Origin of the sequence: Pseudoalteromonas sp. CST2 (assembly GCF_028599385.1) — a bacterium.
Taxonomy (GTDB): Bacteria; Pseudomonadota; Gammaproteobacteria; order Enterobacterales; family Alteromonadaceae; genus Pseudoalteromonas; species Pseudoalteromonas atlantica.
Map to the genome: position 1 here is coordinate 26,356 of NZ_JAQREO010000014.1, position 19,716 is coordinate 46,071.

Consider the following 19,716-nt stretch of genomic DNA (forward strand, 5'->3'; position numbering starts at 1 on the left):
CTTATTACGTGGTATAAAAAATAATGTCTGAACAAGCTAAATCAGGGTTCGTCGCTCACTTAATTGAGCTGCGCGATCGGCTTATTAAATCACTTTTTAGTATTTTAGTGATATTTATTGGCCTAGTGTATTTTGCCAATGATATATATGAGTTTGTAGCCGCCCCTTTAGTCGCACATTTACCAAGCACTGCCACTATGATAGCTACCGATGTTACGGCACCGTTTTTTGCACCGTTTAAGCTAACGCTATTTGTTGCCTTGTTTGGCGCTATTCCGTGGATATTGCATCAAATTTGGGGATTTATAGCACCTGGCTTATACCAACACGAAAAACGCATGCTAATGCCAATTTTGGCCTCGAGTATTTTGCTATTTTATGGCGGTATCGCTTTTTGCTACTTTATAGTGCTCCCTATTATATTAGGCTTTTTTACTAGTGTAGGGCCGCAAATGATGACCCTAGCACCGGATATTAGTAGCTATTTAGGATTTGTACTTAAGCTATTTTTTGCATTTGGTGTGGCGTTTGAAATACCCGTAGCCATAATGTTGCTATGTTGGAGTGGCGCTACAACCACGCAGAGTTTAAAGCAAAAACGCCCTTATATTGTGGTTGGTGTATTTGTTGTGGCGATGTTTTTAACACCGCCCGATGTGTTATCACAAACACTATTAGCACTTCCTATGCTGCTTTTATTTGAGCTAGGGTTAATTTTAGCGAAATTTTATAGCGCTAAAGAACAACAGGAATCTGAGGAATAAAATGAAAAAACAACTACTCTCACTACTGGTTTTACTAAGCGCACCGACGTTTGCAGCGCAAGAAATTAACGTGCAAGCTTTGCAAGCATGTAGCTTTATTGAAAACGACTTTAACCGTTTACTATGTTATGACAACACAGTGGCAGGTAAACCGCTTACTAAACCTAGTGAGAAAAAAACCCTTACCCCACCAAAAGCCGTAACCAATGTATCGCCAAACGTAAGTGCACCTGTTGCAGCTGTTTCTAAAGCAGCGCCTGCTGCTAAAGCAGATGATTTTGGCCTTGAGCATAAAGAGATCACTAAAGATAAAGACGAAAATATCACAGCGTCAGTATCATCAGTTAGAAAAGCTCCTTATGGCGAGCTCATTATTACCCTTGATAACGATCAGCAATGGCGTCAAATTGGCTCTGACAGCCTTAAATTAAAAGAGTCAGACACAGTGGTTATTAGCCGCGGTGTATTTAATTCTTTTTTACTTCGTAAAGATGGTCAAAACCGCTCAATCCGTGTGAAGCGCACTCAGTAATGACCTACACGTTAGTTGATGCCGGCGTTAATTTAACCAATCACCAGTTTGAAGGTGAGCATCAGGCCATTATTGCCCGCGCAAATGCCGCGGGCGTGCAAGCTATGTTACTGATCGGCTGCGATGTGCCTAGTAGCGAACAATCGCTTACATTAGCAAAACAATATAATCAGTTTTCTACTGCTGGCGTGCATCCACATGACGCCAAAGACGCCACCGATGAACTTGAAACCACTTTAACGCAGCTTGCTAGTAACGATTGCGTTGTGGCCATTGGTGAGTGTGGGCTTGATTATAATCGCGATTTTTCTCCTCGCGATTTTTCTCCTCGCGATATTCAGCGCAGCGTATTAAAACGCCAGTTAGCGTTAGCTGAAAAACTAAACCTACCTGTTTATTTACACGAACGTGACGCAAGCGAAGATATGCTAAATATTTTGGCTAACTATAACGTACGTGGCGTGCTGCATTGCTTTACGGGCAATGCCCAAGCACTTAACGACTATTTAGAATTAGGCCTTTATATTGGCATTACTGGGTGGGTGTGTGATGAGCGCCGCGGTAAAGCATTGCAACAATTGGTGCCAAGTATCCCGCTTGAGCGGTTATTAATAGAAACCGATGCGCCTTTTTTAATTCCACGCACAATAACCCCTAAACCAAAATCACGTAAAAATGAGCCCGCCTATCTTAGTTATGTGTGTGAAACACTCGCTAAGCTTTATAACGTTGAACCAAGTACTATTGCCGCCCATAGTACGGCTAACTTTTATAGCTTATTTGATATAGCAGGTCGCTAATGACAAGCCCAAAGGCGCTATTTAGCCTATTTATGCTCCTTTGTTCATTTTGCAGTGTTGCAAACCCCGTAATTTCTGAAAATTTTAAATCAATAAAAATAGACACCCTGAGCTATTCGTTTACGCCTACCACAGCAAACAATGCCTACCATGAGGTTAGCGACTGGCAAACAGTAAGTGATAAGCCATTAAATTTAGGGTTTGAACAACGCCCTGTATGGGTCAAGTTTACAGTTAAAAATACCTTAAATAACAATATAAGCCCTATTTTATCACTCGATAACCCGCTGTTAAATGAAGCGCAAATTTTTCATTTTTATAATTCAGCATTGCTCTCACACATGCAAACTGGCGATAACTTTAAGCTCTCATCACGGCTAATAAAAAGTGAATCTTTATTAGCAACCTTGAGGCTGCCGGCAAATAGTATTAGCACCGTAATAATGAAGGTTAACAACAGTGCTGGGCTACGCATCCCGCTGACTTTATGGCAACCAGATGCCTACCTAGCGCATAAAGGTAAGCTTAATTTAATTTATGGCTTACTCATTGGTTTTTTATTTTCATTGGCCATAAGTTGCTTGGTTTTGTATGGGTTTTCGCGCAAGTTGTATTTTGCTTATGCAGGCATTATTACGCTGACCTTAGGTGTGCTTCTGGCTTATTTATGCGGTTTTGGCGCTCGTTATTTTCATCCAAATTCGCCTTCATTACAGCAAGTAATGATACCTGTTTTACTAATGCTCACTACGCTTGCTTTTGTGCCGCTACAAAAACAACTGTGCCAACCTAAAGCCTCTAAACTACTAAAATGGCAAACCATTGTTGCTAATATTTACGCAATTAGCCTGCTGTTTATGTGGGCTTTACCTAGCACAGTGTTTACCCCATTTAGCTTACTGGCGAGCCCGATTGTTATTATTTATTGCTTGGTAAACGCCTACATCTGCCAGCAAAACGCGCCTTCAAAACCAATTCAAGCACTGCTAATTGCACTCATGCTATTTTTACTTGTTATGGTGTACCTTATTATTGCTGTATTTGGCTTATATCCTTTAGGTAGAAGTAGCTTACCTTTTGTTTTTATATGCTTTTTTGGTAGTACATTTTGCCTATGTTATGGCGTTATGAAGCGCTTTATTTTAGAGCGTGATGAACAAGTTATTGCTCAACAAACCTTGATTGCTGAAAATGCAGCCCAAGATACACTATTAAATGAGCGACTCGCGCTGCAAGCCCAAACACAAAAAGAATTAGAGTCGTTAGTTGATGAGCGCACCTTTGAGTTACAAGTCACTTTGCGTGAACTAGAAGATAAAAACCGCGAGCTTGAGCTACTTAATATGGAAGACGCGCTGAGTGGCGTTAAAAATCGTCGCTTTTTTGATAAAAAATTAGTGATGGAACTGCGTCGCTCTCGGCGTGAACAAACGCCTTTGAGTATGATTATGCTCGATATAGACCGGTTTAAACGCGTAAATGATAACTACGGGCACTTAACCGGCGACCAAGTAATACGCGCTGTAGCCGACATTATAAAACAGCATTTAAAACGCCCGTTGGATGAAGTGGCTCGCTACGGCGGCGAAGAGTTTGTTGTTTTGCTACCTAACACCCCAAAAGAGGGGGCTGTTGATATTGCTGAAAAAATTCGCCAAGCCGTAGAAAGTAATACCGTAAACGTAGCCGGAACATCCGTAAAAGTAACCATTAGTGCTGGCGTAAACAGCGCTGTAGTAAACGATATTAGTAACCCTGAGCTATTTACAGACGACGCAGATAAAGCGCTCTATTTCGCTAAACAACATGGCCGAAATCAAGTAATTAGTTTTCCAATTCCACAGTAGGAGCTTAGTAACATGGCCCAATCAGGACTCGACCTTTTCCCATATACCCGCATGCGTAGAATGCGCCGCAGTGATTTTTCTCGCCGTCTTATGGCCGAAAACCAACTATCGGTGAACGATTTAATTTTTCCGGTATTTGTGCTTGAAGGTAAAAACCGCCGCGAAGCAATTGAATCAATGCCAGGAATTGAGCGTTTATCAATTGATTTATTGCTTGAAGAAGCTAAAGAGCTTGTAGATTTAGGTGTACCTGCCGTCGCTATTTTTCCGGTAACCCCTGCTGACAAAAAGTCTTTGATGGCCGAAGAAGCCTACAGTGAAGATGGCTTAGCACAACGCACAGTTCGTGCTTTAAAAGAAGCTTTTCCTGAGCTTGGGGTTATTACCGATGTAGCCCTTGACCCATTTACTACTCATGGCCAAGACGGCATTATTGATGATGAAGGTTATGTAATTAATGACATAACCACTGAAATTCTTGTTAAGCAGGCGCTTTCGCACGCCGAGGCAGGTGCCGATGTTGTTGCACCCTCTGACATGATGGATGGCCGTATTGGTGCTATTCGCGAAGCACTTGAAGCAGATGGACATATTCACACACGCATAATGGCTTACTCAGCTAAATATGCCTCTAGCTATTACGGGCCGTTTAGAGACGCTGTTGGCTCTGCAGGTAACTTGAAAGGGGCCGACAAAAAAACGTATCAAATGGATCCTGCCAACTCTGATGAGGCAATTCGTGAAGTGGCACTTGATTTACAAGAAGGCGCCGACATGGTGATGGTGAAACCCGGTATGCCGTACCTTGATATTGTTCGTCGTGTTAAAGATGAATTTGGTGTACCTACTTTCGCATATCAGGTCAGTGGCGAATATGCAATGCACAAAGCGGCAATCGATAACGGCTGGTTGAGTGAAGAAGCCACAATTATGGAATCTTTACTGGCATTTAAACGCGCCGGAGCGGATGGTATTTTAACGTATTTTGCCAAGCAGGCCGCGCAATGGCTGCAAAATAAGTAAACATGTTATCAAAGGCGGTACGCCGCCTTAATTTTTTTTACAATCATTAACATATTTGTATTCTTTTTGTCATTTAGATTGCCTAAACTGGTGTCCCATTTTGGGATTTAAATACACGGGAATAATAAAAAATGTTAAAAACGAAAATAACGCCACTGGCGCTTGTATTAGCAAGCCTCAGTGCACCAGCCTCCGCCGATCTAATCATTTCTGAATACATCGAAGGCAGCAGCAACAATAAAGCGATTGAGCTTTATAACAATGCTGATACAGAGCTTTCTCTTGAAGGTTATACCTTAGGACTTTATTCAAATGGTAGTAGTTCGGTAGGTAACTCAATTGATTTATCAGGCACATTGGCTGCCAATACCACCTATATAATTTCAAACCCTAGTGCAGCCGCTGCCATTCTTGATATTGCAGATGAAACCAGCACAGTAACTTACTACAATGGTGACGATGCCCTTGTTTTAACTAAAGATGGTTTGGTGGTTGATAGCTTTGGCCAAGTGGGTGTTGATCCTGGCTCTTTTTGGTCTGATGATACCGTACAAACTCAAAATAAAACCTTACGAAGAAAAAATAGCATCACAACGGGTCGAACTGACTCAACTGCAACTTTTAATCCTAGCGATGAATGGGAACAGTTTGATATTGACACCTTTGACGGCTTAGGCTCGCATGCTGGCGATGGTGGTACAGCTCCTGCGCCAGACCCTGAGCCAGAACCATTAGAACCGCTTGTATGTGGCGCAGATAAAACGCTAATTAGCGCTGTGCAAGGTTCTGGTGAAGCAAGCCCGTTAGTAGATACCCTTGTTGAAATTGAAGGTATTGTCACTGCCGATTTTCAAGGTGAAGATGGCTTAGATGGTTTCTTTGTGACCTCGCTTGCTGCAGATGTAGATAACGATCCAATGACCTCTGAAGGTTTGTTTGTTTACTTTACTGATACCGATGTAAATGTAGGTGACCACGTGCGCGTACAGGGCACAGTTGATGAATACTATGATTCAACACAACTAGCAGATGTAACACAAATTGCTGTATGTGGTACTGACGAAGTGGCCTCTGCAACCTCAATAAGCTTACCTTTAGAGAGCCAAGCTGACCTAGAAGCTTATGAAGGTATGCTAGTAAGCCTAGATCAAACACTTGTAGTTACTAACAACTACGGCTTAGGTCGCTATGGTGAAGTAGAACTAGCCACTGAGCGTTTATACCAAGGCACTCAAGTTGCATTGCCAGGTGATGCAGCCAATGCTGTTGAAGCGGCTAACTTGACTAAAAAAATCTTATTAGATGATGGCTCTACAGCTCAAAACTCAGATCCAACGGCTTACCCAGCGCCAGGCCTATCGGCAGAAAATACTCTACGTACCGGCAATACAGTAAATGCGGTAACAGGGGTAGTTACATACAGCTTTAGCACGTATCGCATTCACCCAACAGTTACACCACAGTTTATAGCGACTAATGCGCGTGAAGATGCGCCTGAGCAAAGTGAAGAAGCCGATTTACGAATCGCCAGCTTTAACGTACTCAACTACTTTAACGGTGATGGCCAAGGCGGTGGTTTCCCTACTAGCCGTGGTGCAGACTCAGCAGAAGAGTTTGTACGTCAAGAAGCAAAACTTGTAAGTGCTATTAGTGCAATGCAAGCTGATGTTGTTGGCTTAATGGAAATTGAAAATGATGGCTTTGGTGAGTTCAGTGCTATAGCAAGTTTAGTAAATGCATTAAACGATGCTGACAGCGCTAACAACTACGCGTTTGTAGATTTTAACGTAGCCCAAATTGGTACCGACGAAATCACCACAGCCCTTATTTACCGCGCAGATAAAGTAGAAGAAGTAGGCACAGCGGCTATTACTACTGATTATCCGTTTGATTACAGCAACCGTGCACCAATTGCACAAAGCTTTAAGTCACTTTCAACAGATGAAGTATTTACTGTTTCTGTTGCACACCTTAAATCTAAAGGTAGCTGTGGTGATGATAACAACGACGACCTAGGTGATGGCCAAGGCTGTTGGAATGAAATTCGTACCGAAGCTGCTGATGCGTTTACTGATTGGTTAGACAACAAACCTACTGGCGTAGATGACGAAGATATCATTCTTGTTGGTGATATGAACGCTTATGCAATGGAAGATCCAATCCGTAAGTTTGATGAAAAAGGCTATAAAAACGTAGTCGCAGAGCTTGATGGCGATACACTAAGCTACTCTTATAGCTTCTCTGGTCGTGCAGGTAGCCTTGACCATGCTTTAGCAACCGAGTCTTTACTAAGCAAAGTTGTTGCAGCAAATGATTGGCATATCAATGCTGATGAGCCTATCGTGCTTGATTACAACCTAGAGTATAAAAGCGAAGGTCATCAATCTACGCTATACGCAGAAGGGCCATACCGTGCATCTGATCACGACCCAGTTATTGTTGATATAAAATCTGAAGTAGTACTTACCCCTGAAGAGCAAACACCGGTAATTGCACCTGATCAAATATTCACAGTAGATGAAAACAGCGCTGTAGGCACTGTGATTGGCACACTTGATTTTAGTGACCCTAACGCTGATGTATCACCTGTGGTTAAATTTATCGTATCAGGTAACGATTCTGTATCAATTAACGAGCAAGGTCAGTTAATTGTTGCAAGCGAAGTAGACTACGAGTTTGAAAATCGTATTACCCTTACAGTACAAGCAGAGGATAGTGTAGGTAACGTATCTGAAGCACAAACGGTTGTAGTAAGAGTAAACAACCTACGTGGTGATGACGATAACGACTCAGGCTCATTGCTTTGGTTATCTCTTTTATTAGCACCACTTTCATTAGTGCGCAGATTTAAGAAAAAATAACGAGTGATTTGTTTTAAAGCCGCATTTTTGCGGCTTTTTTTATGCTTATAAAAATGTAATTCAGACAAGCTTCAGTAAACAACCCTTAATATCTTCCATACCGTTTATTAACTATTAATAGAATTAGCCGCGCAACAAATACATTAAATGAGTATTTTTTACACATAAGCCGTAGTTAAAACCCTTTTTAATAAATTTAACTGTTGAAATGTAAACACTTTATTTACGGATTAAAAGTTGCACTATAAATTCGTCACCCTTGTGTAGTAGTTAAGTAACAAACCCTAAGCGTAAAAATAAGTCGTGTTTTTATAAAGGAATGGAAATGAAACAATTAACCCAAACACCTCCTACTTGGCAGAAAAAAGCAACGCCATTATTGGGTCTACTTTTTATTTTTTCTGGCTGGGGCTATAGCACGCAGGCAATAGCAGCAAGTGTTGATGCAGCAATTCCGCAAGAAAGCCTATTTGAAGTAATAAGCGCCCGCGCTAAAAAACTAGCCGAACAAGAATATGCACCTCCAAAAAATATAGAGCTAGAAGCATTAAATAACATTGATTACCAAGATTACCGCTCAATTCGATTTAAGCATGACAAATCGGTGTGGAAAGATGAAGGTCTGTATGAGCTACAACTCTTTCACCCTGGTTTTTTATATAAAACACCGGTAACAATTAATACCGTAGAAGGCGACTCAAAACGTAACCGCCTACCTTTCAGTACTGATTTTTATCAATACGATGGCACAGCCGCCCCTTTAAAAGACGAAATAGCAAAAAGCGTAGCCGGCACGCAACTAGGCCATGCAGGCTTTCGCTTACATTACCCAATTAACACAAACGAATACAAAGATGAGGTAATGGTGTTTCAAGGGGCCTCTTATTTTAGAGTTGTTGGTCCTAATCAAGTATATGGTTTATCAGCACGCGGATTAGCAATCGATACCGCCGAAACATCGGGTGAAGAGTTCCCTATGTTTAAAGAGTTTTGGCTTGTTAAGCCCCAGGCTGAGCAAACTAACATCACTATTTTTGCATTGCTTGATAGCCCTTCGGTATCAGGCGCTTACAAATTTGATATTGACCCAACAACCAGCATGTTAGTTGATGTTGATATGCAAATTTTTGCCCGTAAAGATATTAAAAAGCTAGGCGTAGCCCCTTTAACAAGTATGTTTTACCACGGTGAAAACAGCACTAAGTTTTTTGATGACTACCGCCCAGAAGTGCATGACTCAGACGGCTTGTTAACGCAATCAGCTGATAACAAATGGGTATGGCGCCCGCTTAACAACCCAACACAGTTAAGCGTTACGTCGTTTTCATACACCAACCCTAAGGGGTTTGGTTTAGCACAGCGTGACCGTGACTTTAACAATTACCTAGATACTGAAGCGCACTACCACGACCGTCCAAGCCTGTGGATAGAGCCAAAAGGTGAATGGGGAAATGGCCGAGTTGAGCTAGTAGAAATACCAACAGACACAGAAACGAACGACAATATAGTGAGTTACTGGGTGCCTGAAAAGCCAATGAAAGCTGGTGATTCATTAAAGCTAAGCTACAAAATGAGCACCTTTAACGCCCATTTAACTCAACACCAAAAGGCGCGTGTAACACGCACACGTATTGGTAGCGCAGCGCTGCCAGGTGAAGATAATCCACCACCGCAAAGCCATCGCCAGTTTACCGTTGACTTTGCAGGCCCCGATTTAAACAACCTGTCTGAAAAGCTAACTCTTGAAGCCGACATTCAGCTTACAACAGGTGAAGTAAGGGATGTAACAGTGCAAAAACTTCCTAAATCTCTTGGTTGGCGAGTAGCGTTTAAAATTGCACCACAGGACGATCAACCCGTAGATATGCGTTTATCGTTAAAACTTCGTGATAAAGAAATTAGTGAGGTATGGAGCTATGTTTGGTACCCAAATGACATCAAGTAATAAAGGAAAGGGCACACCAATGCCATTCAAAACACTGCGCGTATGGTTATTTGCTATTGCTGCACTCACTGTTTCAGGGTACGGCATCTCCATTATGTTTGAAATTTTAAGCTCAAACGGAATGACCTTGCTTGAATACGCGCTATTGGTTTTATTTTCAATAACCTTTGCATGGATTGTTACGGCATTTTGTAGCGGCACGATAGGATTTGTACTGCAATTATTTCGTATTGACCCGCTCACCCTAAGACGCATTAAGCCTATTGAGTTTGACAATGCCGCGCTTGCACAGCAAAAAACTGCGGTAGTAATGCCTATTTATAACGAAGACACGCACCGTGTTATTGCCGGCTTTGAAGTGAGCTTACAATCGCTAAAAGAGACTGGGCAACTTGCCAATTTTGACTTTTATTTACTTAGCGACACGCAAGACCCTGAAATAGCACAAAACGAGCTAAGCGCATGGCATGCTTTATGTGAGCGTTTAGGCGATACTGCAAAACAGGTTTTCTATCGTCGTCGCGAAGATAACAAACACCGTAAAGTAGGTAACTTAACCGACTTTTGCGAGCGCTGGGGCAGCCAATACGATCACATGATTGTACTTGATGCCGACAGCGTAATGACGGGTAAATGTATGCTAGAGCTGACCACAAGCATGATCAACAACCCGCAAGCTGGCTTAATTCAAACTATTCCTATTCCAGTTCGTCAAGACACCTACTTTGGTCGTTTTTTACAATTTGCCTCAGTGCTTTACAGCCCAATGCTGGCAACGGGGTCTGCTTTTTGGCAAACCGACAAAGCTAATTATTGGGGCCACAATGCCATTATTCGTGTTGAAGCATTTATTAACTATTGTGGTTTACCTACGCTTGAAGGCAATGCCCCCTTTGGTGGCGAAATTTTAAGTCATGACTTTGTAGAAGCTTCACTACTGCACAGTGCAGGCTGGGATGTTTTATTACTTAGCGATATTGAAGGTAGCTACGAAGAAGTACCAAGTAACATTTTAGATTATGCCATACGCGACAGACGTTGGGTTCAAGGTAACATTCAGCATCTTGGTTTATTAGGCTCGTCTAAATTAAAGTTAATGAGTAAGTTTCACTTTTTATTAGGCGCAACCGCTTATATTTCATCGCTTATTTGGTTATCTATGCTGGCACTAAGCACCATAGATGCGGTAACACGTGCATTAAATAGCGATGTGTACTTTAATCGGGTTTATCAGTTATTCCCAACGTGGCAAATAGCTAAAACAGACCTAATTGATTCACTACTTTATTTAACCATTATTATATTATTGGTGCCTAAATTAATGGGTGTAATTGTCACGCTAGTGCACAGAAATAAGCGCTTTGGCGGCTCGTTTAAATTAATACTAGGCTCAATAATAGAGACTGTATTTGCCATTATTGTGGCACCACTTATGATGGTGTTTCATGCTTACTTTGTAGTGTGTGTATTTTTGGGTAAAAAAGTTAAGTGGGATGCACAACCGCGCGAAGGCCGCATGGTACCGTGGAAAGAGGCGTTTAATTACACACTATTTTCTACCTTGGTTGCCATAGTATGGGGCGCTACAGCCTATTACTTTACGCCAGTGTTCTTTTGGTGGTTATCGCCTATATTACTTGGTCTATTACTTGGAGCGCCAATAATACGCTACACCAGTAGCATTAAGTTAGGTGTGCAGCTGCGTAAAATGGGAATATTTATTTGCCCTAGCGAAGTTGATAACGACCCTATGCTAAACAACCTTAAAGTGCATTTAAAAGAGATTTCGGTACCAGAGCCTGGGCAATACCCTAAAACGGTGCCAGCCCTGCCACAAGAGCATTTAGTGGTTATGCCAATACAAAGCTTTAATAAGCCTCGCTTGCCAAAGATGAAAGCGCTAAGAGCTAAAGCAATTAAGAAGTTTAATTAGCGCAATGGGCACGCACTAAATACAAAAAGGAGCATGATTGCTCCTTTTTTTATACCTAAAATAAGCCGCTATACAACTTCCCTTTCATAACTGCGCCTCAAAATTACTGTATTAGGTGAGCGCTCTTACGCACTCTGTGCGAAGCTAAGCAGCCATTACTCCTACGGTCATCACTTCAGCTTTAATTAAAGCATGTATAGCTCACCGCTTTAAGCAGCCTTTTATTTAGGCTGTCATTGTTGGTATTACTGTTTTTGAGAGACGCTAACTCAAAGAGTAATTAAATCGTAGGCAATAAAAAACCCGCAACGTGTGCGGGTTTTTTTAAAGAGTTACAGAGCTAATTACTTAGCTGCTTTTTTCTCTTTTTCTGCAGCGATTACAGTGTCAGCTACGTTTTGTGGACATGCTGCGTAGTGTGAGAACTCCATAGAGAACTGACCACGACCTGATGTCATTGTACGTAGTGAACCGATGTAACCAAACATTTCTGATAACGGAACGTCTGCTTTAATGCGAACGCCAGTTAAACCAGCTTCTTGGTCGCTTAGCATACCACGACGACGGTTAAGGTCACCGATTACGTCACCAACGTGATCTTCTGGCGTGAACACGTCAACTTTCATGATTGGCTCAAGAAGTTGTGCGCCCGCTTTAGGGATCGATTGACGGAAAGCGCCTTTAGCAGCGATTTCGAATGCGATTGCAGATGAATCCACGGCGTGGAAGCCACCGTCGAAAAGCTCTACTTCAACGTCAAGTACTGGGAAGCCAGCTAGAACACCTTCGTTCATCATTGACTTGAAGCCTTTCTCAACTGCAGGCCAGAATTCTTTCGGTACGTTACCACCAACAACTGATGAAGTGAACGTGAAGCCTGAATTCGCTTCGCCTGGCTTGATGCGGTAATCAATTTTACCGAACTGACCAGAACCACCAGATTGTTTCTTATGCGTGTAGCTATCTTCGATTTCACGAGTGATAGTTTCACGGTAAGCAACCTGTGGTTGACCAACAATAAGGTCTACGCCGTAAGTACGCTTAAGGATATCTACTTTGATATCTAAGTGAAGCTCACCCATACCTTTAAGGATAGTTTCGCCTGAATCTTCATCAGTCTCAACTTGGAAAGACGGATCTTCTGCAACCATTTTACCGATAGCAATACCCATTTTCTCATTACCGCCTTTATCTTTAGGCTGTACAGCAATCGAGATTACTGGAGTTGGGAATACCATTGGCTCTAGAGTTACTTTGTCTTTCGGATCACATAGAGTGTGACCAGTTTGAACGTTTTTCATACCTACGATTGCAATGATGTCACCAGCTTGTGCGCTAGTTAGCTCTTTACGTTCGTCAGCTTGCATCTCAACCATACGGCCAACACGCTCTGTTTTACCAGTAAACGAGTTAAGGATAGTGTCACCCTTGTTAAGTTTACCTGAGTAAATACGTACGAATGTTAATGCACCAAAACGGTCATCCATGATCTTAAATGCTAATGCTTTGAAAGACTCATCAGCAGATACGATTGCATGCTCGCCAGTTTCGTTACCTTCTTCATCCATAAGAGGTTGAGGGTCAACTTCTGTAGGAGATGGTAAGTAATCAACAACAGCGTCAAGTACTAGTTGAACACCTTTGTTTTTGAATGCAGAACCACAGAATGTAGGGAAGAAAGCAAGGTCACGAGTACCTTTACGGATACAACGCTTGATATCTTCTAAAGAAGGTACTTCACCTTCCATGTACGCTTCCATTAGGTCATCGTCTTGCTCTACAGCAGTTTCGATAAGCATTTCATGGTATTCGTCTACTTTGTCAACCATGTCTGCAGGAACGTCTGTGATTTCGTAGTTTTCAGGAAGACCAGTGTCATCCCAAACGTATGCTTTTTTAGTAAGAACGTCTACAACACCAACGAAGTCATCTTCAATACCGATTGGTAAAGTCATAACTAGTGGTACAGCACCAAGTACTTTACGTACTTGCTCAGTTACACGGTAAAAATCAGCACCCATACGGTCTAATTTGTTTACGAAGATAATACGTGCAACTTCTGATTCGTTAGCGTAACGCCAGTTAGTTTCTGATTGTGGCTCAACACCACCAGAACCACAGAATACACCAACACCGCCGTCTAATACTTTAAGTGAACGGTAAACTTCAACTGTGAAGTCAACGTGTCCAGGAGTATCGATAACGTTGAAACGGTGATCTTTCCAGAAACAGCTTACTGCCGCAGACTGGATAGTAATACCGCGCTCAGCTTCTTGATCCATGAAGTCAGTAGTAGATTCACCATCATGAACCTCACCTGTTTTATGGATAGTACCTGTAAGCTTCAGGATACGCTCAGTAGTAGTGGTTTTACCCGCATCAACGTGCGCGAAAATACCAATGTTTCTGTACTTCGATAAATCTGCCATTATTTTACTCTTAATAAAGTCGATAAATTATTCGGCGGGAGTATAGCATTACTTAAAGCGAACATCACCATACAAGTCGCTTAAAATGCAATCAATTCAATAAAATTTTTCTAGATTTACATCAAGCACTGGTTAAATAGCACTGATTATTATGTAACCCATTAAAAAGATTATGTTTTATTCTTGTAATCTGAAGAGCACTCAGTTACTTAATTATTTTGTAACAACGCTCTGGCCTGCCAATACTACCGTAGCTTTGATCAGCACTTAACTTTTCAGACTCTAATAAAAACTCTAAATAGCGACGAGCAGTTGAGCGGCTTACCCCCACTAAATCGCCCATTTGCTGAGCAGTAAATGCACTTGAATCATGCTGTACGAATGCATCATGAATTTTTTGCAATGTAAGTTGGTCAACGCCTTTGGGCAGCCTAATAGCACCCTGCTTTTTCTCTTTTGAGCCGAATAACACATCAACCATTGATTGGGTCACTTCGTTTGCATCAGAAAAACACTGTTGACGCGCCTCAAAGCGCGAAAGAGCTTGATCTAATCTATTTAACATTAACGGTTTAACTAAAAAGTCACAGGCACCAAGTTGCATTGCTTTTTCAAGTGTTTCAACTTCTTTGGCAGCCGTTAGTAGCATCACTTCGCTCTTAATTTCACGACGCCGTAAATCTGATAATAAATCGAGTCCGTTACCATCAGGTAAATGTATATCGAGTAAAATAAGATCTGCCTCTATCGCTTGCAATAGAGCTGTTGCAGTACTTAAATTACCTGCAATTCCAACCACTTGGTACTGTCCTTGGCGCAAACTCTGTTTTGCAATTTGACTTCCCGCAGCGCCCCCCGGCAGTAATAAGTACTGGGCAATTAGCTGTGCAACTTCAACTTCGTCTTCAATTATAATTACAGAATAGGTCATTGCTTAATTACTCTTATTATTTTGGAATATAAACACTTAACCGCGCCCCTAATAAATCCGACTCACCAATTTCTAAACTACCACGGCAGGAGTCTAAATTGGTTTTTACTAAGTACAATCCAATACCGTGTTGCGCCCCAGACTTAGAACTAAATTGAGGCGTAAAAATGACTTCATGATCAGAGCCTAAGCCAAACCCCGTATCTTCCACGTCAAACAATAAAGTTTGACTGGTTTCGTCAACTGTTACCCTTACTTTAGCAGGGCGAGTATCAGATGATCTAATAGCAGCTTCAATGGCGTTATCTATTAAATTGCCTAAAATAGAAACCACTCGTTCAAGCATATCCTTACGTTCTATAACACCAAGCAAACTATCTTGGTTAAGCTCAAGAGCAACATTAAGCTCTCGTGCTTTGTGATATTTTCCCACCAATAAACCAGCTAATACGGGGTCTTGAATCCGCTCAAGTAAGTTGTGAATTTGTGCTTGAGAACCCTGACTTTCCTGCCCTATAAGTTCAATTGCTTGCTCGTTTTTGCCCATTTGTACTAAAGCACCAATTAGGTTTAATTTATTCGAGTAATCATGTGTTTGAACACGAAGTAACTCAGCAAATGCTTGTACTTTTGTTAGCTGCTGACTTAAATATTCCAGTTCATCAGACGGGCGCATACTGAGCAAAATACCATCATCCTGACCTTGAACTTGTAAAGAAAACCGCGACAAAATAATTCGTTTATCTGCAGCAAATAACTCAAACCCAACAATTTTGCGGCTTTGATTGCGCAGTAAAAACTCAGCATGCTCAGGCAATAGGTCTTCTAGAGTAAGGTTTTTATGGATTGTAGATGTAGGCTTATCAAGAATTTCACAGGCACGTTGATTTAGTTTACGCACGGTTCCATCAGGCTCCAGTGCAATAATGCCGCTACGTACAGTATTTAAAATAGCATCCTGCTCTGAAAATAATCTTGCTATCTCATCTGGTTGCAAACCAAATATAGCATTACGTACTCGTTGACCAATATAAACCGCGGCAATAATACTTAAACCAACAAGCATCAGCCCCCAAATAAGTATTTCAGCACTACGAGATAAAATAAGCGGATCAATTGATTGCACCAAAAAACCAACAGACACTAGGCCTATAATTTCATTGTTAGCATTATATACAGGTACTTTACCGCGAATTGACTCCCCCATGCTGCCATGAGCTACCGATATATAGCGCTCGCCTTGAAGGGCCTCCTGACTATCACCTCCAACCATAGGTTTGCCAACTTTTTGCGCATCAGGATGTATAATACGCAGTGCATTAATATCGCCAACCACTATAAAATCAGCGCTTGTTAGCTCCGTAAGGCTTTCTATTTGCAAATTAAATGCTGTTAAATCACCTTTTCCCTCTAACGCATTTATAACATCGGTACGTGTTGCGACACTACTTGCTACAGCGAGTGCTTTATCACCTATGTGATTATGTAAACTTTGCGCCGTAAGCTGATACACCAACGCCCCAAACAATATTGCTTGTAAAACACATAGCCCAGTTACCCAAATAATTAAACGTGTTTCTAATCGTTTAGGTTTTTTTACCATGCTCTGCAATGGGCTTGGTTTGTTGGTGTTTGTCATTAACGTCCTTATTAAGCTTGCTCTTGCTGTAACCTAGAAGCTGTTTTATCCGCACGGCGCTGCTTCAAATAATCTTTTAATGGGAACAACAACACTAAAATAGAAAGTATAAAAATACTTAATGTGAGTGGCCTCTCCCATAAAAAGCTTAATGAGCCATCCGAAATCATCATTGAGCGACGAAAGTTTCGCTCAATCATATCGCCTAAAATAAAGCCAAGTAACAAAGGAGCCATTGGAAAGGCCAATAGGCGTAATATTAACGCAACCAAGGCAACACCAACCATCATAAATAAGTCGAATGTGTTAAACGACACCAAGTACACGCCAATTAAACTAAAGAACAAAATCATAATGGTTAATACCGACTTTGGCATTGCCAATACTTTTGCAAAATAAGGAATGAGAGGTAGGTTTAAAATCAATAAAACAATGTTGCCAAAATACATGCTTACAATGACAGACCAAAATACACTTGGGTTTTCTTGCATGAGCATAGGGCCTGGCTGAATACCATACGCTATTAATGCTCCTAGCATAATGGCCGTCGTGCCAGAGCCAGGAATCCCCAATGTTAATAAAGGTACAAATGAGCCTGTGCATGCTGCATTATTTGCAGACTCAGGAGCGGCAAGACCACGTAAAGAGCCTTTTCCAAATTTTTCTTTTAGGCCTTTAGGTGCCAAATTTCGCTCAGTGGCATAGGCCATAAAGCTTGCAATAGTGGCTCCTGCGCCAGGTAAAACACCAACAATAAATCCTAAAAATGACGAACGGCCAACAACCGGCGCCATATCTTTAACTTCGTCTTTTGTTAATTTAGTTGAACCTATTTGCGGCGTATCTGAATCATTAAGACTTTTAGCGTCTTTCTTCTCTGGCTTAACTACATTAATTAATGCCTCAGCAAGTGCAAACGTTGCCATTGCAATTAATAAAAAGCTAATACCATCGAGTAAGTCGGCTTGTCCAAAGGTAAATCGCTCGGTTCCCGAGGATGGATCTATACCTACCGTTGCCAGCATTAAACCAAATACTGTCATCATCATTGCTTTTAAAAATTGGCCTTTATTTGAAAATGCAGCAATAGCTGTTAAACCTAAAAACATTAGCACAACATAATCAGGAGATTGAAAGCTCAACGAAACCTTTGCTAGTAGAGGTGCGGCAACCATAAGTAGTATGGCGCCTATAGTTCCACCTATAAATGAGGAGTAAGCGGCAATAGCCAAGGCTTTACCAGCATGCCCTTGCTTTGCTAACGGATAGCCATCAAAAGATGAAGCCACCGTACCCGCCACCCCTGGCGCATTTATTAAAATGGATGATGTAGAGCCACCAAAAATAGCGCCATAATAAACCCCAGCCATTAAAATCATCCCTGAATCAGCACCTATGCTGTAAGTAATAGGGATCATCAATGCAATAGCAGTTATTGGCCCAAGCCCAGGTAACATACCAATAAAAGTACCCACCAAACAGCCTGCTATCACGTACATTAAATTATTAAAGTCGAGCACGGTCGACAAACCAAGCATAATTCCATCAAACATAACTTAACTCCATAAATCGCCCGGAACCAAGTAAATACCTAATACTTGAGTCATCAAAAACCAAAACACTACGGCAACAGGAATAGAGGCAAACAATAGAATCTTCTTGCGCCTTTCACCCATTACAAAAAAACCCGCTAATAAAAAGGCGCTGGTCGAGATTAAAAAGCCAACAGGCTCCAACATTGCACTATAAATCACCATTAAAACTAATAAGCCTAAAGTTCGTACGACATGCGACTTTTCTAGAGGCTGGTTTTCTGCCGCTTTTTCGTTTGGCTTAAGCAAAGTAGAACCGATAGAAAGCAAGCACACCACAATGCCAAAAGCTGCGTATACTTTTGGTAATGTAGCAGAAGTAACCGTTTCGTACTCTTCAAATGGTAATAGTGGAATTTGCCACGCTACAATGGCGTAGAGTGTAAATAGCGCCAAGAATAAACTTGGCCCTAGTAGTTCGCGATTCATCATAAAAACCTCGATTAATCCGCTTTACGAATAAAGCCAAGCTCTTGCATTACCACTTTAAGCTGCGCTTCTTGTTTTTCAAGTGACTGGATAAATTCATCTTTTTCTTGAAAGAGATTTAACCAGCCATTTCGCGCGCGAACAGTTTCCCACTCAGGAGTTAATTGTAATTTACGAAGTTTCTCGGTGTATTGAGCAAGTTTATCGGCAGGTAAATTAGGAGCAGCAAAAAAGCCGCGCCAATTAACAAACTCCATATCGTAACCCATCGACTTTAACGTAGGTATTTTAGGGTAATCCGCTAAAGCTTCTGGCGATGTAACTGCTAACACCCTCGCCTGCCCGCCATTTGCAACTTCTAACGCCTCGCTTAAACCGGTAGAAAGTAAGTTTACTTCACCAGAGAGTAAACCAGCTTTTGCTTTACCACCGCCATCGTAAGGAATGTAACGAATTCTGCGGCCATCAACCCCGCCTGCTTTAGCCGCTTGTGCAGCAACTAAGTGATCCATACTGCCACGGGCAGAACCACCCGCTACTTTAATTGAGCTTGGGTCTTCTTTAAGCGCTTTAATAACATCCTGCCAGGTTTTATAGGGCGAATCGTTACGAACAACAAAGGCACCAAAATCAGCAATCATATTGGCTACGGGAGTTAAATCTCGGTAGCTATAGGGAATTTTCCCCGTTAAGGCTCGCAATACAATAGGCGTTGAATTAACCATTAATATATCGCCTTTTTTAGTACCTGATTCTATTAAGTAGGCAATGGCGCGCCCGCCGCCACCGCCCGACATATTCTGAAAAGACGCATTATTATCAATGCCTGCCTTTACTAAACCTTCACCTACACCGCGCGCAGTTGTATCCCATCCGCCACCTGGGCCTGCCGGTACTAAAAAGTGAATATCGGCCAATGCCATAGGGCTGCTTAGTACTAATGATGCCGCTAATAATGTTGTTTTAACTGACTTAAATAATTTCATTGTGT

Annotated in this window: 14 protein-coding genes; 8 read left to right on the plus strand and 6 right to left on the minus strand. The window is 41.7% G+C overall.

The features are described from left to right. Positions 1-23 precede the first annotated feature (23 nt). The 8 genes from tatC to mdoH all read left to right on the plus strand — a co-directional run bounded on the left by tatC (position 24) and on the right by mdoH (position 11,705). The gene (gene tatC, locus PSH41_RS15950; RefSeq protein WP_004587473.1) at positions 24-764 is read left to right on the plus strand and encodes a twin-arginine translocase subunit TatC; all 741 of its coding nucleotides are present in this window, start codon (positions 24-26) and stop codon (positions 762-764) included. Between the two features lies 1 nt (position 765). Then, positions 766-1,296, plus strand: a complete 531-nt coding sequence (locus tag PSH41_RS15955) for a hypothetical protein (protein ID WP_096042484.1) — start codon at positions 766-768, stop codon at positions 1,294-1,296. After that, complete coding sequence (locus tag PSH41_RS15960) at positions 1,296-2,096, plus strand: TatD family hydrolase (RefSeq protein ID WP_273589482.1); 801 nt, start codon at positions 1,296-1,298, stop codon at positions 2,094-2,096. The genes PSH41_RS15955 and PSH41_RS15960 overlap by 1 nt, the downstream gene beginning before the upstream one ends. Next, complete coding sequence (locus PSH41_RS15965; protein WP_273589483.1) at positions 2,096-3,943, plus strand: sensor domain-containing diguanylate cyclase; 1,848 nt, start codon at positions 2,096-2,098, stop codon at positions 3,941-3,943. The genes PSH41_RS15960 and PSH41_RS15965 overlap by 1 nt, the downstream gene beginning before the upstream one ends. A 12-nt stretch (positions 3,944-3,955) precedes the next feature. Further along, positions 3,956-4,966, plus strand: coding sequence for a porphobilinogen synthase (gene hemB / locus PSH41_RS15970; RefSeq protein WP_029772896.1), 1,011 nt, complete (start codon positions 3,956-3,958; stop codon positions 4,964-4,966). Between the two features lie 131 nt (positions 4,967-5,097). After that, the gene (locus tag PSH41_RS15975) at positions 5,098-7,827 is read left to right on the plus strand and encodes an ExeM/NucH family extracellular endonuclease (RefSeq protein ID WP_273589484.1); all 2,730 of its coding nucleotides are present in this window, start codon (positions 5,098-5,100) and stop codon (positions 7,825-7,827) included. 325 nt (positions 7,828-8,152) lie between these two features. Further along, positions 8,153-9,772 (plus strand): glucan biosynthesis protein, encoded by a 1,620-nt coding sequence (locus tag PSH41_RS15980; protein ID WP_273589485.1) that lies wholly within the window; start codon positions 8,153-8,155, stop codon positions 9,770-9,772. Beyond that, a complete protein-coding gene (gene mdoH, locus PSH41_RS15985; protein WP_054983609.1) occupies positions 9,744-11,705 on the plus strand; it encodes a glucans biosynthesis glucosyltransferase MdoH in 1,962 nt (653 codons plus the stop codon). Before PSH41_RS15980 ends, mdoH begins: the two co-directional genes overlap by 29 nt. Positions 11,706-12,049: 344 nt before the next feature. Here the strand turns inward: mdoH and fusA are convergent, their stop codons facing one another. From fusA to PSH41_RS16015, 6 genes are all read right to left on the minus strand, one after another. After that, positions 12,050-14,134, minus strand: coding sequence for an elongation factor G (gene fusA, locus PSH41_RS15990; protein ID WP_024033968.1), 2,085 nt, complete (start codon positions 14,132-14,134; stop codon positions 12,050-12,052). A gap of 205 nt (positions 14,135-14,339) precedes the next feature. Further along, positions 14,340-15,065: a response regulator gene (locus PSH41_RS15995; RefSeq protein WP_004587464.1), complete on the minus strand. Its 726-nt coding sequence runs from the start codon at positions 15,063-15,065 to the stop codon at positions 14,340-14,342. A gap of 16 nt (positions 15,066-15,081) precedes the next feature. Beyond that, positions 15,082-16,704: an ATP-binding protein gene (locus PSH41_RS16000; protein ID WP_273589486.1), complete on the minus strand. Its 1,623-nt coding sequence runs from the start codon at positions 16,702-16,704 to the stop codon at positions 15,082-15,084. 11 nt (positions 16,705-16,715) lie between these two features. Further along, positions 16,716-18,257: a tripartite tricarboxylate transporter permease gene (locus tag PSH41_RS16005; RefSeq protein ID WP_273589487.1), complete on the minus strand. Its 1,542-nt coding sequence runs from the start codon at positions 18,255-18,257 to the stop codon at positions 16,716-16,718. A 3-nt stretch (positions 18,258-18,260) separates the two neighbouring features. Continuing rightward, entirely contained in the window at positions 18,261-18,728 is a 468-nt protein-coding gene (locus PSH41_RS16010) for a tripartite tricarboxylate transporter TctB family protein (RefSeq protein ID WP_004587461.1), read from the minus strand. 11 nt (positions 18,729-18,739) lie between these two features. Continuing rightward, entirely contained in the window at positions 18,740-19,711 is a 972-nt protein-coding gene (locus PSH41_RS16015) for a Bug family tripartite tricarboxylate transporter substrate binding protein (protein WP_273589488.1), read from the minus strand. Between the last annotated feature and the right edge of the window lie 5 nt (positions 19,712-19,716).